Below are 16256 nucleotides of genomic sequence, written 5' to 3'. Positions count from 1 at the left end.
CACCTGATTCGTCGAGCGAAATGATCCAGACGGAACCTACGCCTCTCGGTACGGGAATTGAATACTTCTGGTGGTGTTCTTTGTTGGATTGTGATCGAAAGGGCTTACCTGTCGCCCCCCCGCGACCCAGGGCGTCTCGCTGGCCGGCTCCGGCGCTCCCCGTTGACGGAACTGTTGGCTCATGGTTTGTTGTGTTCGGTTCTGTTGGATAAGTGCGATGAGGAGCCCCAGCGCGTGAAGAAGACGTCGACCCGCCTCGCCGACGGTCGTGAGCTGCTCTATTACGACTCCCGCGACGACACGGTGCGCGACGCACCGGACCTGAGACCCCTCGATCCCGTCGCCACCACCGCGCAGATCCGCCACGATCCGCTGCTCGGCGACGCGGTCGCCGTCGCCTCGCACCGGCAGGCCCGCATCTACCACCCGCCGGCCGACGAATGCCCGCTCTGCCCGTCCCGGGACGGCCGGCGCAGCGAGATCCCGGCCGCCGACTACGACGTGGCCGTCTTCGAGAATCGCTTCCCCTCCCTGGTGGGCGACGCGGGCCGCTGCGAAGTCGTCTGCTTCACGTCCGACCACGACGCGTCCTTCGCCGACCTCACCGAGGACCGGGCCGCGCTCGTGCTGGAGGCCTGGACCGACCGCACCGCGGAGCTGGCCGAGCTCCCACAGGTCAAGCAGGTGTTCTGTTTTGAGAACCGGGGCGCCGAGATCGGCGTCACCCTCGGCCACCCGCACGGCCAGATCTACGGCTACCCCTTCGTCACCCCGCGCACCGAGCTGATGCTGCGCTCGGCCCGCGCCCACCTGGCGAAGACCGGCCGCAACCTCTTCGACGACGTCCTCGCCCACGAGCGCTCCGAAGGCACCCGGGTGGTCCTTGAGGGCGGGCACTGGGTGGCGTTCGTGCCGTACGCCGCGCACTGGCCCTACGAGGTGCACCTCTACCCCAAGCAGCGCGTGCGCGACCTGCGGGCGCTCGGCGACGAGGCGCGCACAGAGTTCCCACAGATCTATCTGGAACTGTTGCGCAGGTTCGACCGGATCTTCGGCCCCGACGAGCCCCCGACGCCGTACATCTCCGCGTGGCACCAGGCACCCTTCGGTGAACTGGGCGACCTGGGGGAGGCGGGGCTCGGCGGATTCGCGCTCCACCTTGAGCTTTTCACCATTCGACGCACTGCGGGCAAGCTGAAGTTTCTCGCGGGTTCCGAGTCCGGCATGAATGTGTTCATCAACGATGTGCCGCCGGAGACCGCGGCGACACGACTGCGAGAGGTAGCGAGCAAGTGAGTCAGAAGTTCTTGGTCACCGGCGGTGCGGGATACGTCGGCAGTGTGGTCGCGGCGCATCTCCTGGAGGCGGGGCACGAGGTGACCGTCCTCGACGACCTCTCCACCGGCTTCCGCGAAGGAGTCCCGGCGGGCGCCACCTTCATCGAGGGGCGCGTCCAGGACGCCGCGCGCTGGCTGGACGCCGGCTACGACGGAGTCCTGCACTTCGCCGCGTTCTCCCAGGTCGGCGAGTCCGTCGTGGACCCCGAGAAGTACTGGACGAACAACGTCGGCGGCACCATGGCGCTGCTCGCCGCGATGCGGGCGGCCGGGGTGCGCAGGCTGGTCTTCTCCTCCACCGCCGCGACCTACGGCGAACCGGTGTCCACACCCATCACGGAGAGCGCGCCGACCGCGCCGACCAACCCGTACGGCGCCACGAAGCTCGCCGTCGACCACATGATCAGCGGCGAATGCCACGCCCACGGCCTGGCCGCGGTCTCGCTGCGCTACTTCAACGTCGCGGGCGCCTACGGGGCCTACGGCGAGCGGCACGCCCCCGAGTCGCACCTCATCCCGCTGGTCCTCCAGGTCGCCCAGGGCCGCCGGGAGTCGATCGCGGTGTACGGCGACGACTATCCGACGCCCGACGGCACCTGTGTCCGCGACTACATCCATGTCGCGGACCTCGCCGAGGCGCATCTGCTGGCGCTGGGCGCCACCGGGGCGGGCGAGCACCTGATCTGCAACCTCGGCAACGGCAACGGCTTCTCGGTCCGTGAGGTCGTGGAGACCGTACGCAAGGTCACCGGGCACCCGATCCCCGAGACGCCGTCCCCGCGCCGGGCCGGCGACCCGGCGATCCTGGTCGCCTCGGCCGACGCCGCGCACCGCAGGCTCGGCTGGAGCCCGTCGCGCGCCGACCTCGCGGGGATCGTCGCGGACGCCTGGGCGTTCGCCCAGCGGGAGGAGACCGGTGGACATGAGTGACACGGGCAGTACGGCCACCGGCGGTACGGCCACCGGCAGTACCGACACGGCCGGCGCGGACACGGCCGACGCCGCGCGCGTCGCCGATGCCTTCGCCGCGCTGTACGGCGCCCGGCCCGACGGCGTGTGGGCCGCGCCGGGGCGGGTCAACCTCATCGGCGAGTACACCGACTTCAACGACGGCTTCGTGCTGCCGCTGGCCCTGCCGCACACCGCGCTCGCCGCCGTCGCACGGCGCGACGACGGCGTACTGCGCCTGCACTCGGCCGACATCGACGGCGGCGTCGTCCAGCTGGACGTCGACGATCTCGCGCCGCTGACCAACGCCGGCTGGGCCGCGTACCCGGCGGGCGTCGTGTGGGCGCTGCGCGAGGCGGGCCACCCGGTCTCCGGCGTCGACATCCACCTCACCTCCACCGTCCCCACCGGGGCCGGCCTGTCCTCGTCCGCCGCTCTTGAGGTCGTCACCGCCCTCGCTCTCAACGACCTGTACGAACTCGGCTTGACCGCACCCCAGTTGGCCGTCATCGCCCAGCGCGCCGAGAACGCCTTCGTCGGTGTGCCCTGCGGGATCATGGACCAGACGGCCGCCGCCTGCTGCACCGAGGGCCACGCCCTGCACCTGGACACCCGCGACCTCAGCCGGCGCCAGGTCCCCTTCGACCTGGCCACGCACCGCCTGCGGCTCCTCGTCGTCGACACCCGCGTCAAGCACGCCCTGGGCGACGGCGCGTACGCGGAGCGCCGCGCGGGCTGCGAGGCGGGCGCGCGCGCCCTGGGCGTCACCGCGCTGCGCGATGTGGCGTACGAAGCGCTGCCGGCCGCGCTGGAGACGCTGGCCGCTTCGGCCGACGAGGACGTCGTGCGCTACGTACGCCATGTGGTCACCGACAATCAGCGGGTGGAGCAGGTCATCGCCCTGCTGGACGCCTCCGACCCGCGCGCGGTGGGCCCGTTGCTCACCGAGGGCCACCGTTCGCTCCGCGACGACCTGCGGGTCTCCTGCGTCGAGCTGGACCTGGTCGTCGAATCCGCGAACGCGGCGGGCGCGCTGGGCGCGCGGATGACGGGCGGCGGCTTCGGCGGCTCGGCCGTCGTGCTGACCGAGTCGGGCCTGGCGGACACGGTCGCCAAGTCGGTGCTCGCGGCCTTCGCCGCGGCCGGGTACGCCGAGCCCCGGGTCTTCCCGGCGATCCCCTCGCGGGGGGCGCACCGGGTCAGCTGAGCGGCTTGGCCAGGATGAACTCGGTGACGCCCGGCGGGTGGTCGGTGACCTGGCCGTGTCTTACAGTGCGCTCCGCCCACGGGCCCAGGTCTCCAGCCGTGCGTACGGGCACTCCCGCTTTCGGTGCGCGGTCTGCCGGGGTGCCGTGTAGGGCGCGCATCGCCGGTCGCTCAACACAGAGCGTCGATCTTTGTCTACTTCTGTCTCAATACGAAACATGAGGCGCACCTTAAACAGCCTGGGCAATCAGTTCTGCCAATTACCTTCCGCTCCCGGCACCCAGTCGTAGGCTGAGGCGCAGCACCGGTGGGGGCCGGTGCCGATCAGGGGGCGAGACGGACGGGTACGACGCGCGGGGTGGGGCATCTGTAGTCGGAAAGCGGCGGCGGCCGCGCGACTGCGACGCCCGATTCCCGGGCGCCGTACCCGCGACGGCCGTTCCCCACCGGGGGTCCGGGGTGTCCCTCCGGACGACGCAGCATGGGGGTGTCCGTGGTTCGGATCCGGGTACTGGTGGTGGACGATCACCGCATCTTCGCCGAGTCGCTCGCAGCGGCCCTCGCGGCCGAGCCCGACGTGGACGTCACAGCGGCAGGCAGCGGCCCGGCAGCGTTGCGCTGCCTGGAGCGGGCAGCCGCGGAAGGCCGCAGATTCGATGTGATGCTCGTCGACGCCGACCTGGGTGCGTCGGCCGCGCCGGTCAACCGGCCCGTGCATCTGCCACCGCCCGGCGAGGACGGGCTGGTGGACGGCATCTCCCTGGTGGCGGGGGTCCGTTCGGGACAGCCCGCCGTCCGTACGGTCGTACTCGCGGAGAAGGACGACCAGCGCCGCGCCGCCCTCGCGCTCCAGGCCGGAGCGTCGGGCTGGGTCGCCAAGGACTGCTCACTGCAACGCCTGCTGGCCGTCATCCGCGGCGTCCTGCGCGACGAGACGCATCTGCCGCCCGCGCTGCTCACCGGCGTACTGCGGGAGCTGACCGCGGCCCGCAAGCACCGCACCGAGAGCGAGCGGCTGGTGGAGTCCCTGACCCCGCGCGAGCGCGAGGTGCTGCGCTGCATGGTGGCCGGGCTCGGCCGCAAGGCGGTCGCCGAGCGGCTCTTCCTCTCCCCGCACACCGTCCGCACGCACATGCAGAACGTGCTGGGGAAGCTGGGCGTGCACTCCACGCTCGCCGCGGTCGCGCTCGCGCGCCGCGCCGGGGTCGGGCCCGTCGACCTAGCCGGGGACGTTGTCGAACGGGGCGGTCAACTGGCGTAGCAGCCCGGCCAGTTCGCCGCGCTGAGCGCAGGAGAGCTCGCCGAGGATCGCCCGCTCCTGCGCGAGGAGCCCGGCCAGTGCCTGGTCGGCGCGGTCGCGGCCCTCGGCGGTGAGCCGCACCAGCACGCCGCGCCGGTCGCTCGGGTCGGGCAGCCGCTCGACGAGGCCCTTGGTGGCGAGCCGGTCGATGCGGTTGGTCATGGTGCCCGAGGTGACCAGGGTCTGGGTCAGGAGCTGGCCAGGCGAGAGCTGGTACGGGTCGCCCGCCCGCCGCAGCGAGGTGAGCACGTCGAACTCCCAGGGCTCCAGGCTGTGCTCGGAGAACGCGAGTCGACGGGCCCGGTCCAAGTGCCTGGCCAGCCTGCTGACACGGCTGAGCACCTCGAGTGGTTCCACGTCGAGGTCGGGGCGCTCGCGGCGCCAAGCTGCGACCAGTCGATCGACCTCGTCCTCCATGACGATCAGTGTAGAGGGTCTGTCGACCTCAAGTCTCTTGAGTTCAAGTATCTTGACATCAAGGTACTTTTTCGGGAAAGCTGACCGGCATGACAGCACCCACCTGGGACCCGGAGCAGTACCTGCGCCACGCCGACCACCGCACCCGGCCCTTCCGCGATCTGCTCGCCCGCCTCGACGCCCCGCCCACCGCCCGGATCGCCGACCTGGGCTGCGGCGCGGGCAACGTCACCGCGCTGCTGGGCGAGCGCTGGCCCGGGGCCCGCATCACCGGCTACGACAGCTCGCCGCAGATGCTGGAGGAGGCCCGGCGGTACGCGGGCCCACGGCTCGACTTCGCCCCGGCGGACGCGGCCACCTGGGTGCCCGAGGAGACGTACGACGTGATCGTGTCCAACGCGCTCCTGCAATGGGTGCCCGGCCACGCGGACCGCTTCGGGATCTGGCTGGACGCCCTCACCCCCGGCGGCACCCTCGCCTTCCAGGTCCCGGGCAACTTCACCGCCCCCAGCCACACGATCCTCGCCGAGCTCCGCGAATCCCCGCGCTGGCGCCCGCTGCTGCACGGCGTGGGCGACCGCACGGCCGGCGTACTCGAACCCGCCGAGTACCTGAGCCGGCTCACCACCCTGGGCTGCGAGGGCGTCGACGTGTGGGAGACGACGTACCTCCAGGTCCTCACCGGCCGGGACCCGGTCCTCGACTGGGTCAAGGGCACGGCCCTGCGCCCGGTCCTCACGGCCCTGGCCGACGCCCCCGCCGAGCGCGACGCCTTCATCGCGCGGTACGCCGAAGCGCTGCGCGACGCCTACCCGCCGGGTCCGCACGGCACGGTGTTCCCGTTCCGCCGGATCTTCGCCGTGGCGAGGAAACCGCGGGTCGGCTGACCGGCGGCGGGCCGCGTCAGCTCTTGCGGTGGCCTATCAGGCGCGGCTTCGACTCCAGGTTGCCCAGCCCGTGCCACGCCAGGTTCACCAGATGGGCCGCCACCTCCGCCTTCTTCGGCTTGCGGGTGTTCACCCACCACTGACCGGTCAGCGCCACACTGCCGACCAGTGCCTGCGCGTACAGCGGAGCGAGCTTCGGGTCGAAACCGCGGGCCTTGAACTCCAGGCCCAGGATGTCCTCCACCTGAGTGGCGATGTCGCTGATCAACGAGGCGAAGGTGCCCGTCGACTGGGCCACTGGCGAATCGCGCACCAGGATGCGGAAACCGTCCGTGTACTCCTCGATGTAGTCGAGGAGCGCGAACGCCGCCTGCTCAAGCAGCTCACGCGGGTGACCCGCGGTCAGCGCGCCCGTCACGATGTCGAGCAGCCGCCGCATCTCACGGTCGACCACCACGGCGTACAGGCCCTCCTTGCCGCCGAAGTGCTCGTACACCACCGGCTTGGAGACCCCCGCCTTCGCGGCGATCTCCTCCACCGACGTGCCCTCGAAGCCCTTCTCGGCGAAGAGGGTACGGCCGATGTCGAGCAACTGCTCCCGGCGTTCCTTGCCGGTCATGCGTACGCGGCGGGCCCGCCGGCTCGGGGGCTTGACCTTCTCGCTGTCCGGGTTGCTGCCGTCGATCGCCACGTCGCCCATCATGCCGCTTCTGAGGAACCGCGTTTACGTTCCGAGGAACTGGTCGTGCGCCGGGACTCGATCCGGTCGCTGCTCGGCCACCGGACGTCGTACGCCCAGCCGGCCTTTTCGAACCAACGGATCAGGCGTGCGCTCGAGTCGACCTGACCCCTCATTACACCGTGCCGCGCCGACGTCGGTTCGGCGTGGTGCAGGTTGTGCCAGGACTCGCCGCAGGACAGCACCGCGAGCCACCACACATTGCCCGAACGGTCCCGGGACTTGAACGGCTGCTTGCCCACCGCGTGACAGATCGAGTTGATCGACCAGGTCACGTGGTGCAGCAGTGCCACCCGTACCAGGGAGCCCCAGAAGAACGCCGTGAACGCGCCCCACCACGACATCGTCACCAGCCCGCCGACCAGCGGCGGGATGGCGAGGGACAGCATCGTCCAGTACAGGAAGTCGCGCGAGATGCGGCGGATCGCCGGGTCCCTGATCAGGTCCGGCGCGTACTTCTGCTGCGGCGTCTGCTCCTCGTCGAACATCCAGCCGATGTGCGCCCACCACAGGCCCTTCATCAGGGCAGGCAGCGTCTCACCGAACCGCCACGGCGAATGCGGGTCGCCCTCGGCGTCCGAGAACTTGTGGTGCTTGCGGTGATCGGCGACCCAGCGGACCAGCGGTCCCTCCACGGCCATCGAGCCCATGACCGCCAGCGCGATGCGCAGCGGACGCTTCGCCTTGAAGGAGCCGTGCGTGAAGTAGCGGTGGAAGCCGATCGTGATGCCGTGGCACCCGAGGTAGTACATGAAGACCAACAGCCCGAGATCGAGCCAGCTCACACCCCATCCCCACACCAGGGGCACGGCCGCGAGGAGGGCGAGGAAGGGGACGGTGATGAACAGGATCAGCGCCAGCTGTTCGATGCTGCGCTTGGACTCGCCGCCGCGGGTGGCGGACGGGACGGATGCGTCGCCTGTCGACTTCGAGGCGTCATCGAGCACGTCGGGGCTTGTCGGCATGGGATCCCCTGGGGGTGAGGGATGAGGATGGGGAGAGCGGAACCGCTGAAAGGCTACGGTTGCGTAACCTACGGCATCGTAAGTATGGCAGCGCTTCGCCGGGCGGCAAGAGCCGCGGAGAACCGGTTTGCCCTCGACACCTATCCTTGGTCTCGTCGGACAGCGTGGTCCACAAACCTCCAGTCGTGCTCAAACACTGCAAGGAGCCGCACCTGTGAGCAGTGCCGACCAGAACTCACACACCAGCCCGGAGCTGCGTGCCGACATCCGCCGTCTGGGCGATCTCCTGGGCGAGACGCTCGTCCGCCAGGAGGGCCCCGAGCTCCTTGAGCTGGTGGAACGGGTCCGCGCGCTGACGCGCACCGACGGCGAGGCCGCCGCCGAGCTGCTCGGCGACACGGACCTGGAGACCGCGGGCCGCCTGGTACGGGCCTTCTCCACCTACTTCCACCTCGCCAACGTCACCGAGCAGGTGCACCGTGGCCGCGAGATGCGCGTCAAGCGCGCCGCCGAGGGCGGGCTCCTCGCCCGCACCGCGGACCGGCTCAAGGACGCCGACCCCGAGCACCTCGCCACCGCCGTCAAGAACCTCAACGTCAGGCCCGTCTTCACGGCGCACCCGACCGAGGCCGCACGCCGGTCCGTGCTCACCAAGCTGCGCCGCATCGCGGCCCTCCTCGAAACCCCCGTCATCGAGGCCGACCGGCGCCGCCACGACCTGCGGCTCGCCGAGAACATCGACCTCATCTGGCAGACCGACGAGCTGCGTGTCGTACGCCCCGAGCCCGCCGACGAGGCCCGCAACGCCATCTACTACCTCGACGAGCTGCACGCCGGCGCCGTCGGGGACGTACTGGAGGACCTCGCGTCCGAGCTGGACCGGGTCGGCGTCGAGCTGCCCGCCGGGACCCGGCCGCTGACCTTCGGCACCTGGATCGGCGGCGACCGCGACGGCAACCCCAACGTGACGCCCGCCGTCACCTGGGAAGTACTGATCCTCCAGCACGAGCACGGCATCACCGACGCACTGGAGCTCATCGACTTCCTGCGCGGGCTCCTGTCGAACTCGATCCGCTACACGGGCGCCACCGAGGAGCTGCTCACCTCGCTCCAGGCCGACCTGGAGCGCCTCCCGGAGATCAGCCCCCGCTACAAGCGCCTCAACGTCGAAGAGCCCTACCGGCTCAAGGCCACCTGCATCCGGCAAAAGCTCGTCAACACCCGCGAGCGCCTCGCCAAGGGCACCGCGCACCGCCCCGGCTGCGACTACCTCGGCACCGGCGAGCTCCTCGCCGACCTGGTCCTCATCCAGACCTCGCTGCGCGCCCACCGCGGCGGCCTCTTCGCCGACGGCCGCATGGACCGTACGATCCGCACGCTCGCCGCGTTCGGGCTGCAGCTCGCCACCATGGACGTACGCGAGCACGCGGACGCCCACCACCACGCCCTCGGACAGCTCTTCGACCGGCTCGGGGAGGAGTCCTGGCGGTACGCCGACATGCCCCGCGACTACCGGCAGAAGCTCCTCGCCAAGGAGCTCAGGTCCCGCAGGCCGCTCGGCCCCACCCCGGCCCCGCTCGACGCCGACGGCGCGAAGACCCTCGGGGTCTTCTCGACCATCAAGGAAGCCCTCGCCAAGTTCGGCCCCGAGGTCATCGAGTCGTACATCATCTCGATGTGCCAGGGCGCCGACGACGTCTTCGCGGCGGCCGTACTGGCCAGGGAGGCCGGTCTCATCGACCTGCACGCCGGCTGGGCCAAGATCGGCATCGTGCCGCTCCTGGAGACCACCGACGAGCTGCGCGCGGCCGATGTGATCCTCGACGAGATGCTCGCCGACCCGTCGTACCGGCGCCTGGTGTCCCTGCGCGGTGACGTGCAGGAAGTCATGCTCGGCTACTCGGACTCGTCGAAGTTCGGCGGGATCACCACCAGCCAGTGGGAGATCCACCGCGCCCAGCGCCGGCTGCGCGATGTCGCCCACCGCTACGGCGTACGCCTGCGTCTCTTCCACGGCCGCGGCGGCACCGTCGGCCGTGGCGGCGGCCCCTCGCACGACGCGATCCTCGCCCAGCCCTGGGGAACGCTCGAAGGCGAGATCAAGGTCACCGAGCAGGGCGAGGTCATCTCCGACAAGTACCTGGTGCCGTCGCTGGCCAGGGAGAACCTGGAGCTGACGGTCGCCGCCACCCTCCAGGCCTCCGCGCTGCACACCTCGCCGCGCCAGTCCGACGAGGCGCTGGCCCGCTGGGACGCCGCCATGGACACGGTCTCCGAGGCCGCGCACACGGCGTACCGCCGACTCGTCGAGAACCCGGACCTGCCCGCGTACTTCTTCGCGGCCACCCCCGTCGACCAGCTCGCCGACCTGCACCTGGGCTCGCGTCCCTCGCGCCGCCCGGACAGCGGCGCCGGGCTCGACGGACTGCGGGCCATCCCGTGGGTCTTCGGCTGGACCCAGTCACGGCAGATCGTGCCCGGCTGGTTCGGCGTCGGCTCCGGCCTCAAGGCACTGCGCGAAGCCGGGCTCGACACCGTCCTGGACGAGATGCACGAGCAGTGGCACTTCTTCCGCAACTTCCTGTCCAACGTCGAGATGACGCTGGCCAAGACGGACCTGCGCATCGCTCAGCACTACGTCGACACGCTCGTCCCCGAAGACCTCAAGCACGTCTTCGAGATGATCCGCGCCGAGCACGAACTGACGGTGGCCGAGGTCCTGCGGATCACCGGTGGGCAGGAACTGCTCGACACCAACCCGGTGCTCAAGCAGACCTTCTCCGTACGTGACGCCTACCTGGACCCGATCTCCTACCTCCAGGTCTCGCTGCTCGGCCGCCAGCGCGCGGCAGCCGAGCGCGGCGAGGAGCCCGACCCGGCGCTCGCCCGGGCACTGCTGCTCACCGTCAACGGTGTGGCGGCCGGGCTGCGCAACACGGGCTGATCCCCGACCGGCGTTCCGCACGCCACCGCCCCGCACGCCACCGCCCCGCACCCGGATTCATCTCGGGTGCGGGGCGGTGGCGTCGCGCGGGCCGCTCACAGGGACAGGAACGCCGCCCCCAGCAACAGCCCGCCCCCCAGCGCCGTCCACCACGCGATGCGGGTCCGCCGCAGGCCGCCCGCGATCACCAGCGCTGCCAGCAACAGCGCGCCGCCCAGCGGCATCCAGGCGAGCAGGACACCGGACGCGCCGGCCCGTACCGCTTCGGTGGTGCCGGGCTTGACCACCACCGCGAGATACGCGCCCTTCTTGGTGGCGACCGACTGCTCGATGCTCACGCGCGCGTGGTCGGTCGTGCCGCCGCCCGGCGTGTACGGGCCGGTACAGGTCTCCGCCGCGCAGTCGGCGACCGACATCGTGCCGTGGTCGCGGCCCTTGGTGAGCATCACGTGCTGCGCAGTGCCCCAGGAGGAGCGCACGCCTGCGACGAGCAGCAGCAGGGCGATGACGGCCATCGCCCCCCGGCGGGCGTACAGGAGCACTTGAGTCCGCTTCATGACCATGGAGCGCGATCCTTGGCCATACGACTGCACTGGGTCAACCTCTGGCCAGGAATCGCTCAGGAATTGTACGTAGTCTGAGCACGCTCAAGGCCCTCGGTGACGAGACACTCCACCGCGTCCGCCGCCCGGTCCACGAAGAAGTCCAGCTCCTTGCGCTCCGTCGACGAGAAGTCCTTCAGCACGAAGTCGGCGACCTGCATCCGGCCCGGCGGGCGGCCGATGCCGAAGCGCACCCGGTGATAGTCCGGACCCATCGCCTTGGTCATCGACTTCAGACCGTTGTGCCCGTTGTCCCCGCCGCCCAGCTTCAGCCGCAGCACGCCGTGGTCGATGTCCAACTCGTCGTGGATCGCGACGATGTTCGCGGTCTCCACCTTGTAGAAGTCGCGCAGCGCCGCGACAGGCCCGCCGGAGAGATTCATGTACGACAACGGCTTCGCCAGCACCACCCTGCGGCCCGCCGGACCCGGCGCACCCACCCGGCCCTCGACGACCTGGGCACGCGCCTTGTGCGCCTTGAACTTCGACCGCATCCGCTCCGCGAGCAGGTCCGCGACCATGAACCCCACATTGTGGCGGTTGGCCGCGTGCTCCGGCCCCGGATTGCCCAGCCCCACGATCAGCCAGGGCTCCGCTGCGTCCGTCATCTGATCCGTCTCTCCTAGAGGTGAGGTGCCGGTCCACCCGCTCACCGGTTCGTACACCGGCTCCTACCACGCTTGATACGCCAACCGCCGCCCCGCGCACTGCTGCGCGGGACGGCGGCTGAACGAAGAACAGCGAGGATCAGGCCTCGGGGGTCTCGTCGGCGGTCTCGGAGACAGCCTCTTCCTTCGGGGCCAGAACCTGGATGACAACGGCCTCCGGGTCGGTGACCAGGGTGGTGCCCTCGGGCAGCGGGACGTCCTTGGCGTGGATCGTCGCACCGGCCTCAAGGCCCGCGATGGAGACCGTGACGGAGCTCGGGATGTGCGTGGCCTCGGTCTCGACCGACAGCGTGTTCAGCACGTTCTCCAGGAGGTTGCCACCCGGGGCCAGCTCGCCCTCGGTGTGCACGGAGACGTCGACGGTGACCTTCTCGCCCAGCTTGACCGAGAGCAGGTCGACGTGGGTGATGTTGCGGCGGATCGCGTTGCGCTGGATCGCCTTCGGGATGACCAGCTCGGTCTTGCCGTCGACCTGGAGGCTGAGCAGCGCGTTGCTGGTCTTGAGCGCCATCATCAGCTCGTGGGCCGGCAGCGTGATGTGCAGCGGCTCGGCACCGTGGCCGTAGACGACGCCGGGAACGCGGTTGTCGCGACGGGTCTGACGCGAGGCGCCCTTGCCGAACGTGTTACGGACTTCGGCGGCGATCTTGATCTCAGCCATGGCTGCACTCCTCGTAGAAGAAAAAGGTGACGCAAAGGGGGACAGTCACCCGGCCCACGAACGGCGGCCTGCTACGAAGAGCGCGTCGATAACGGATGAACTGTGTACGGGACACAGCTTCCCTCGCCGAGCAACCCGGTGAGTCTACCCGCAGTGACGAGCAGGTCCCAAGTGGATCATCGAGAGAGCGAAATGGTGCCCCGGCCGAGACGGCCGGGGCACCAATTTCACGACTTGGCGTGTGCGGGCGTACTAGTCGCCCTGCTCCTCGAAGAGGCTCGTGACCGAGCCGTCCTCGAAGACCTCACGCAGCGCACGCGCGATCGTCGGCGCGATCGACAGCACCGTGATCTTGTCGAGCTCCAGCTCGCCCGGGGTCGGCAGCGTGTCCGTGAAGACGAACTCGCTCACCTTCGAGTTCTTCAGACGGTCCGCGGCCGGGCCCGACAGGATGCCGTGCGTGGCCGTCACGATGACGTCCTCCGCGCCGTTCTCGAACAGCGCGTCCGCGGCTGCGCAGATCGTGCCACCCGTGTCGATCATGTCGTCGACCAGGACGCAGACGCGGCCCGCGACGTCACCCACGACCTCATGGACCGTCACCTTGTTGGCGACGTCCTTGTCACGGCGCTTGTGCACGATCGCCAGCGGCGCGTCCAGCCGGTCGCACCAGCGGTCGGCGACCCGGACGCGGCCCGCGTCCGGAGAGACGATCGTCAGCTTCTTGCGGTCCACCTTCGCGCCCACGTAGTCCGCGAGGACCGGCAGCGCGAAGAGGTGGTCCACCGGGCCGTCGAAGAAGCCCTGGATCTGGTCGGTGTGCAGGTCCACCGTGACGATGCGGTCCGCGCCCGCCGTCTTCATCAGGTCGGCGATCAGGCGGGCCGAAATGGGCTCGCGACCACGGTGCTTCTTGTCCTGACGGGCGTAGCCGTAGGACGGGACGACCACGGTGATGCTCCGGGCCGAGGCCCGCTTCAGAGCATCGAGCATGATCAACTGCTCCATGATCCACTTATTGATCGGAGCCGTGTGGCTCTGTATCAAGAAGCAGTCGGCGCCACGCGCCGACTCCTGGTAGCGGACGTAGATCTCACCATTGGCGAAGTCGAAAGCCTTCGTCGGCACGAGGCCGACACCCAACTGGTGCGCGACCTCCTCGGCCAGCTCGGGGTGGGCGCGGCCGGAGAAGAGCATCAGCTTCTTCTCGCCGGTCGTCTTGATCCCGGTCACAGCACTGTCTCCTCGGACGTGAATCATTGCTGCTGTGCCCGCACACCCAGAAGTCGGGGTGCGAGCCAGCCGAAAATGTGTGCACCTATCACGGTACGCCGTAGCCGACGCGCCTGTTTCCGGTCAGCTTTCGCCGTCGGCCTTCCCGGCCGCCGACTGGGCCGCCTGCGCGGCAGCGCTGCCCGGACGCTTACGGGCCACCCAACCCTCGATATTCCGCTGCTGCCCACGGGCGACCGCCAGTGAGCCGGCCGGTACATCCTTCGTGATGACCGAACCCGCGGCGGTGTAGGCACCGTCCCCGACCGTGACGGGCGCCACAAACATGTTGTCCGAGCCGGTCCGGCAGTGCGACCCGATCGTCGTGTGGTGCTTCGCCTCACCGTCGTAGTTCACGAAGACGCTCGCGGCGCCGATGTTCGTGAACTCACCGATGGTCGCGTCCCCGACGTACGAGAGGTGCGGCACCTTCGTGCCCTCGCCGATCGCGGCGTTCTTCATTTCCACGTACGCCCCGGCCTTGGACCGCGCACCCAGCCGCGTTCCCGGCCGCAGATACGTGTACGGGCCGACCAGCGCCCCCTCGCCGACCTCGGTGCGGTCCGCCACGGTGTTGTCCACCCGGGCGTCCTTGCCGACCAGCGTGTCCGTCAGACGGGAGTTGGGGCCCACCTCGCACCCCTCGCCGAGGTGCGTGGCACCCAGCAGCTGCGTACCCGGATGCACGATCGCGTCCTGGTCGAAGGTCACCGTCACATCGATGAACGTCGACGCCGGGTCCACCACGGTCACGCCACCGAGCATCGCGCGCTCAAGGAGCCGGCCGTTCAGCAGCCGGCGTGCCTCCGCCAACTGGACCCGGTTGTTGATCCCCAGGATCTCCCGGTGGTCACCGGCCACGGCGGCGCCCACGCGGTGCCCCGCCTCGCGCAGGATCCCCAGGACGTCGGTCAGGTACTCCTCGCCCTGGCTGTTGTCCGTACGCACCTTGCCCAGCGCGTCCGCGAGCAGCTGCCCGTCGAACGCGAACACACCGGAGTTGATCTCCCGGATGGCGCGCTGCGCTTCGGTCGCGTCCTTGTGCTCGACGATCCCGGTCACCGCGCCGCTCGCGTCGTCCCGGACGATGCGCCCGTAACCCGTGGAATCCGGCACCTCGGCGGTCAGCACCGTCACGGCGTTGCCGTCGGCGGCGTGCGTACGCGCAAGCTCGGTCAGGGTGTCGCCGGTGAGCAGCGGGGTGTCGCCGCAGACCACGACCACGGTCCCGTCGATGCCCCCGCCGAGCTGCTCAAGACCCATCCGCACCGCATGACCGGTGCCCTTCTGCTGCTCCTGTACTGCGGTACGTACCTCGGTGTCGATCTCGGCGAGGTGCGCGGAAACCTGCTCACGGGCGTGGCCGACGACCACGACGAGGTGCTCGGGGTCCAGCTCGCGGGAGGCGGCGACGACATGGCCGACGAGCGAGCGCCCGCTGATCTCGTGCAGGACCTTCGGGGTGGCCGACTTCATACGGGTGCCTTCACCCGCTGCGAGGACGACGACGGCTGCCGGGCGATTGGCGCTCACGGTGATGCCCTTCGGCTTCGGGTGGTGGACACCCGCAGGATACCGGGGGGTCTCACGGCCGAAACGCGCGCGGGTCCTGACCAGAGCGGTCAGGACCCGAAGCTATGGCTCCCGGGGAAGGAATCGAACCCTCATTCAATGGACCAAAACCATTTGTCCTGCCATTAGACGACCCGGGATGGTTCGTCTCCTATGCCCGACTTTGCGAGTCGGGCGCGAGTGACGCCCCTACTATGCCGTACCAGGCGCCCTCCATGCGACGGTAGAGATCAGCGCTCTGCGTCACGTAGACGACCAGGCAACCTCGGTACGCCTCGCCCGTGTTCTCGCGGACGGTCCTCGGGTTGTGCTTCTTGAGCGAGGTCTTGCCGAAAGCGCTGACGTCCGCCCCGGCGAGGTCTGCCCAGTAGTGCTCGGCCGCGTGCACGTCGGCCGATTCATGGATGCTCACGTAGAAGCGAAGGCGCTCGCGGGGGACCTCCACAGGTCGAGCCAACGCAGGTAGAGCTTGATCACATTCGGCGCGCTTTGGCCCGCAGGTCGTCCTTCGCGTTCGGGCGCTTCGTCCACTCGGGGGCGGGCTCGCCGTCGAGGAGGCGGTTGAGGCCTTGCCGACGCAGCGTGATGGCTTGCTCGCGGAGGCTTTCGAAGGCGGCGTATTTGCCGGGGGTTCCGCCATGCGGGCAGCCTTGTTCGATATGCGGACGGTCGAGTCGAAAACCCTGTCGATTCATATTTCGTGCGCACACCATGCGTTTCGGTGGTGTTCCCTCGCGA

General features: G+C 69.8%; 15 protein-coding genes, 1 tRNA gene and 1 pseudogene. 6 read left to right on the top strand and 11 right to left on the bottom strand.

All coding sequences use genetic code 11. The features are described from left to right. Positions 1-234: 234 nt before the first annotated feature. From galT to galK, 3 genes are read left to right on the top strand one after another with little or no spacing between them, the layout of a single operon-like run. A complete protein-coding gene (gene galT, locus ACLLJJ_RS14205) occupies positions 235-1296 on the top strand; it encodes a galactose-1-phosphate uridylyltransferase (RefSeq protein ID WP_434590689.1) in 1062 nt (353 codons plus the stop codon). Beyond that, on the top strand, positions 1293-2267 hold the full coding sequence (gene galE / locus ACLLJJ_RS14200; protein ID WP_434590687.1) for a UDP-glucose 4-epimerase GalE: 975 nt from the start codon (positions 1293-1295) through the stop codon (positions 2265-2267). Before galT ends, galE begins: the two co-directional genes overlap by 4 nt. After that, the gene (galK, locus tag ACLLJJ_RS14195) at positions 2260-3492 is read left to right on the top strand and encodes a galactokinase (RefSeq protein WP_434590684.1); all 1233 of its coding nucleotides are present in this window, start codon (positions 2260-2262) and stop codon (positions 3490-3492) included. The genes galE and galK overlap by 8 nt, the downstream gene beginning before the upstream one ends. Here galK and ACLLJJ_RS14190 read toward each other — a convergent pair. Further along, entirely contained in the window at positions 3485-3652 is a 168-nt protein-coding gene (locus ACLLJJ_RS14190) for a hypothetical protein (protein WP_434590682.1), read from the bottom strand. The genes galK and ACLLJJ_RS14190 overlap by 8 nt on opposite strands. A gap of 332 nt (positions 3653-3984) precedes the next feature. Between ACLLJJ_RS14190 and ACLLJJ_RS14185 the strand changes: the two genes are divergently transcribed. Continuing rightward, entirely contained in the window at positions 3985-4752 is a 768-nt protein-coding gene (locus tag ACLLJJ_RS14185) for a LuxR C-terminal-related transcriptional regulator (RefSeq protein ID WP_434590680.1), read from the top strand. Here the strand turns inward: ACLLJJ_RS14185 and ACLLJJ_RS14180 are convergent. After that, a complete protein-coding gene (locus ACLLJJ_RS14180; protein WP_434590679.1) occupies positions 4711-5208 on the bottom strand; it encodes a MarR family winged helix-turn-helix transcriptional regulator in 498 nt (165 codons plus the stop codon). The genes ACLLJJ_RS14185 and ACLLJJ_RS14180 overlap by 42 nt on opposite strands. 89 nt (positions 5209-5297) lie before the next feature. Between ACLLJJ_RS14180 and ACLLJJ_RS14175 the strand changes: the two genes are divergently transcribed. Beyond that, the gene (locus tag ACLLJJ_RS14175) at positions 5298-6095 is read left to right on the top strand and encodes a trans-aconitate 2-methyltransferase (protein ID WP_434590677.1); all 798 of its coding nucleotides are present in this window, start codon (positions 5298-5300) and stop codon (positions 6093-6095) included. A gap of 16 nt (positions 6096-6111) precedes the next feature. Here the strand turns inward: ACLLJJ_RS14175 and ACLLJJ_RS14170 are convergent, their stop codons facing one another. Continuing rightward, complete coding sequence (locus ACLLJJ_RS14170; protein WP_434590675.1) at positions 6112-6798, bottom strand: TetR/AcrR family transcriptional regulator; 687 nt, start codon at positions 6796-6798, stop codon at positions 6112-6114. Next, the gene (locus ACLLJJ_RS14165) at positions 6795-7799 is read right to left on the bottom strand and encodes an acyl-CoA desaturase (RefSeq protein WP_434590674.1); all 1005 of its coding nucleotides are present in this window, start codon (positions 7797-7799) and stop codon (positions 6795-6797) included. Before ACLLJJ_RS14165 ends, ACLLJJ_RS14170 begins: the two co-directional genes overlap by 4 nt. A 214-nt stretch (positions 7800-8013) precedes the next feature. Between ACLLJJ_RS14165 and ppc the strand changes: the two genes are divergently transcribed. Beyond that, entirely contained in the window at positions 8014-10743 is a 2730-nt protein-coding gene (ppc, locus tag ACLLJJ_RS14160; RefSeq protein WP_434590672.1) for a phosphoenolpyruvate carboxylase, read from the top strand. A 95-nt stretch (positions 10744-10838) separates the two neighbouring features. On the opposite strand, the gene ACLLJJ_RS14155 is transcribed toward ppc, so the two are convergent. The 7 genes and pseudogenes from ACLLJJ_RS14155 to ACLLJJ_RS14125 all read right to left on the bottom strand — a co-directional run bounded on the left by ACLLJJ_RS14155 (position 10839) and on the right by ACLLJJ_RS14125 (position 16213). Then, positions 10839-11300: a hypothetical protein gene (locus ACLLJJ_RS14155; protein ID WP_434590669.1), complete on the bottom strand. Its 462-nt coding sequence runs from the start codon at positions 11298-11300 to the stop codon at positions 10839-10841. 62 nt (positions 11301-11362) lie between these two features. Further along, on the bottom strand, positions 11363-11953 hold the full coding sequence (gene pth, locus ACLLJJ_RS14150) for an aminoacyl-tRNA hydrolase (protein WP_434590666.1): 591 nt from the start codon (positions 11951-11953) through the stop codon (positions 11363-11365). A gap of 139 nt (positions 11954-12092) precedes the next feature. Continuing rightward, on the bottom strand, positions 12093-12674 hold the full coding sequence (locus ACLLJJ_RS14145; protein ID WP_434590664.1) for a 50S ribosomal protein L25/general stress protein Ctc: 582 nt from the start codon (positions 12672-12674) through the stop codon (positions 12093-12095). 252 nt (positions 12675-12926) lie between these two features. Continuing rightward, a complete protein-coding gene (locus ACLLJJ_RS14140; RefSeq protein WP_283515366.1) occupies positions 12927-13907 on the bottom strand; it encodes a ribose-phosphate diphosphokinase in 981 nt (326 codons plus the stop codon). A gap of 123 nt (positions 13908-14030) precedes the next feature. Further along, positions 14031-15479: a bifunctional UDP-N-acetylglucosamine diphosphorylase/glucosamine-1-phosphate N-acetyltransferase GlmU gene (gene glmU, locus ACLLJJ_RS14135; RefSeq protein WP_434590660.1), complete on the bottom strand. Its 1449-nt coding sequence runs from the start codon at positions 15477-15479 to the stop codon at positions 14031-14033. A 105-nt stretch (positions 15480-15584) separates the two neighbouring features. Further along, positions 15585-15658: transfer RNA gene (locus ACLLJJ_RS14130), tRNA-Gln, on the bottom strand. Between the two features lie 11 nt (positions 15659-15669). Next, positions 15670-16213, bottom strand: a pseudogene (locus tag ACLLJJ_RS14125) (hypothetical protein). Positions 16214-16256 lie beyond the last annotated feature (43 nt).

It is taken from the genome of Streptomyces sp. A5-4 (assembly GCF_051131715.1).
Lineage (GTDB): Bacteria > Actinomycetota > Actinomycetes > Streptomycetales > Streptomycetaceae > Streptomyces.
This window is presented reverse-complemented; position numbering and strand designations above follow the sequence as displayed.

Bases quoted from the DNA above. Each gene is read 5' to 3' on its own strand.
- ACLLJJ_RS14190 (WP_434590682.1), bottom strand. From the start codon at position 3,652: ATGCGCGCCCTACACGGCACCCCGGCAGACCGCGCACCGAAAGCGGGA.
- ACLLJJ_RS14180 (WP_434590679.1), bottom strand. From the start codon at position 5,208: ATGGAGGACGAGGTCGATCGACTGGTCGCAGCTTGGCGCCGCGAGCGC.
- ACLLJJ_RS14170 (WP_434590675.1), bottom strand. From the start codon at position 6,798: ATGATGGGCGACGTGGCGATCGACGGCAGCAACCCGGACAGCGAGAAG.
- ACLLJJ_RS14145 (WP_434590664.1), bottom strand. From the start codon at position 12,674: ATGGCTGAGATCAAGATCGCCGCCGAAGTCCGTAACACGTTCGGCAAG.
- pth (WP_434590666.1), bottom strand. From the start codon at position 11,953: ATGACGGACGCAGCGGAGCCCTGGCTGATCGTGGGGCTGGGCAATCCG.
- ACLLJJ_RS14165 (WP_434590674.1), bottom strand. From the start codon at position 7,799: ATGCCGACAAGCCCCGACGTGCTCGATGACGCCTCGAAGTCGACAGGC.
- ACLLJJ_RS14155 (WP_434590669.1), bottom strand. From the start codon at position 11,300: ATGAAGCGGACTCAAGTGCTCCTGTACGCCCGCCGGGGGGCGATGGCC.
- galK (WP_434590684.1), top strand. From the start codon at position 2,260: ATGAGTGACACGGGCAGTACGGCCACCGGCGGTACGGCCACCGGCAGT.
- ACLLJJ_RS14175 (WP_434590677.1), top strand. From the start codon at position 5,298: ATGACAGCACCCACCTGGGACCCGGAGCAGTACCTGCGCCACGCCGAC.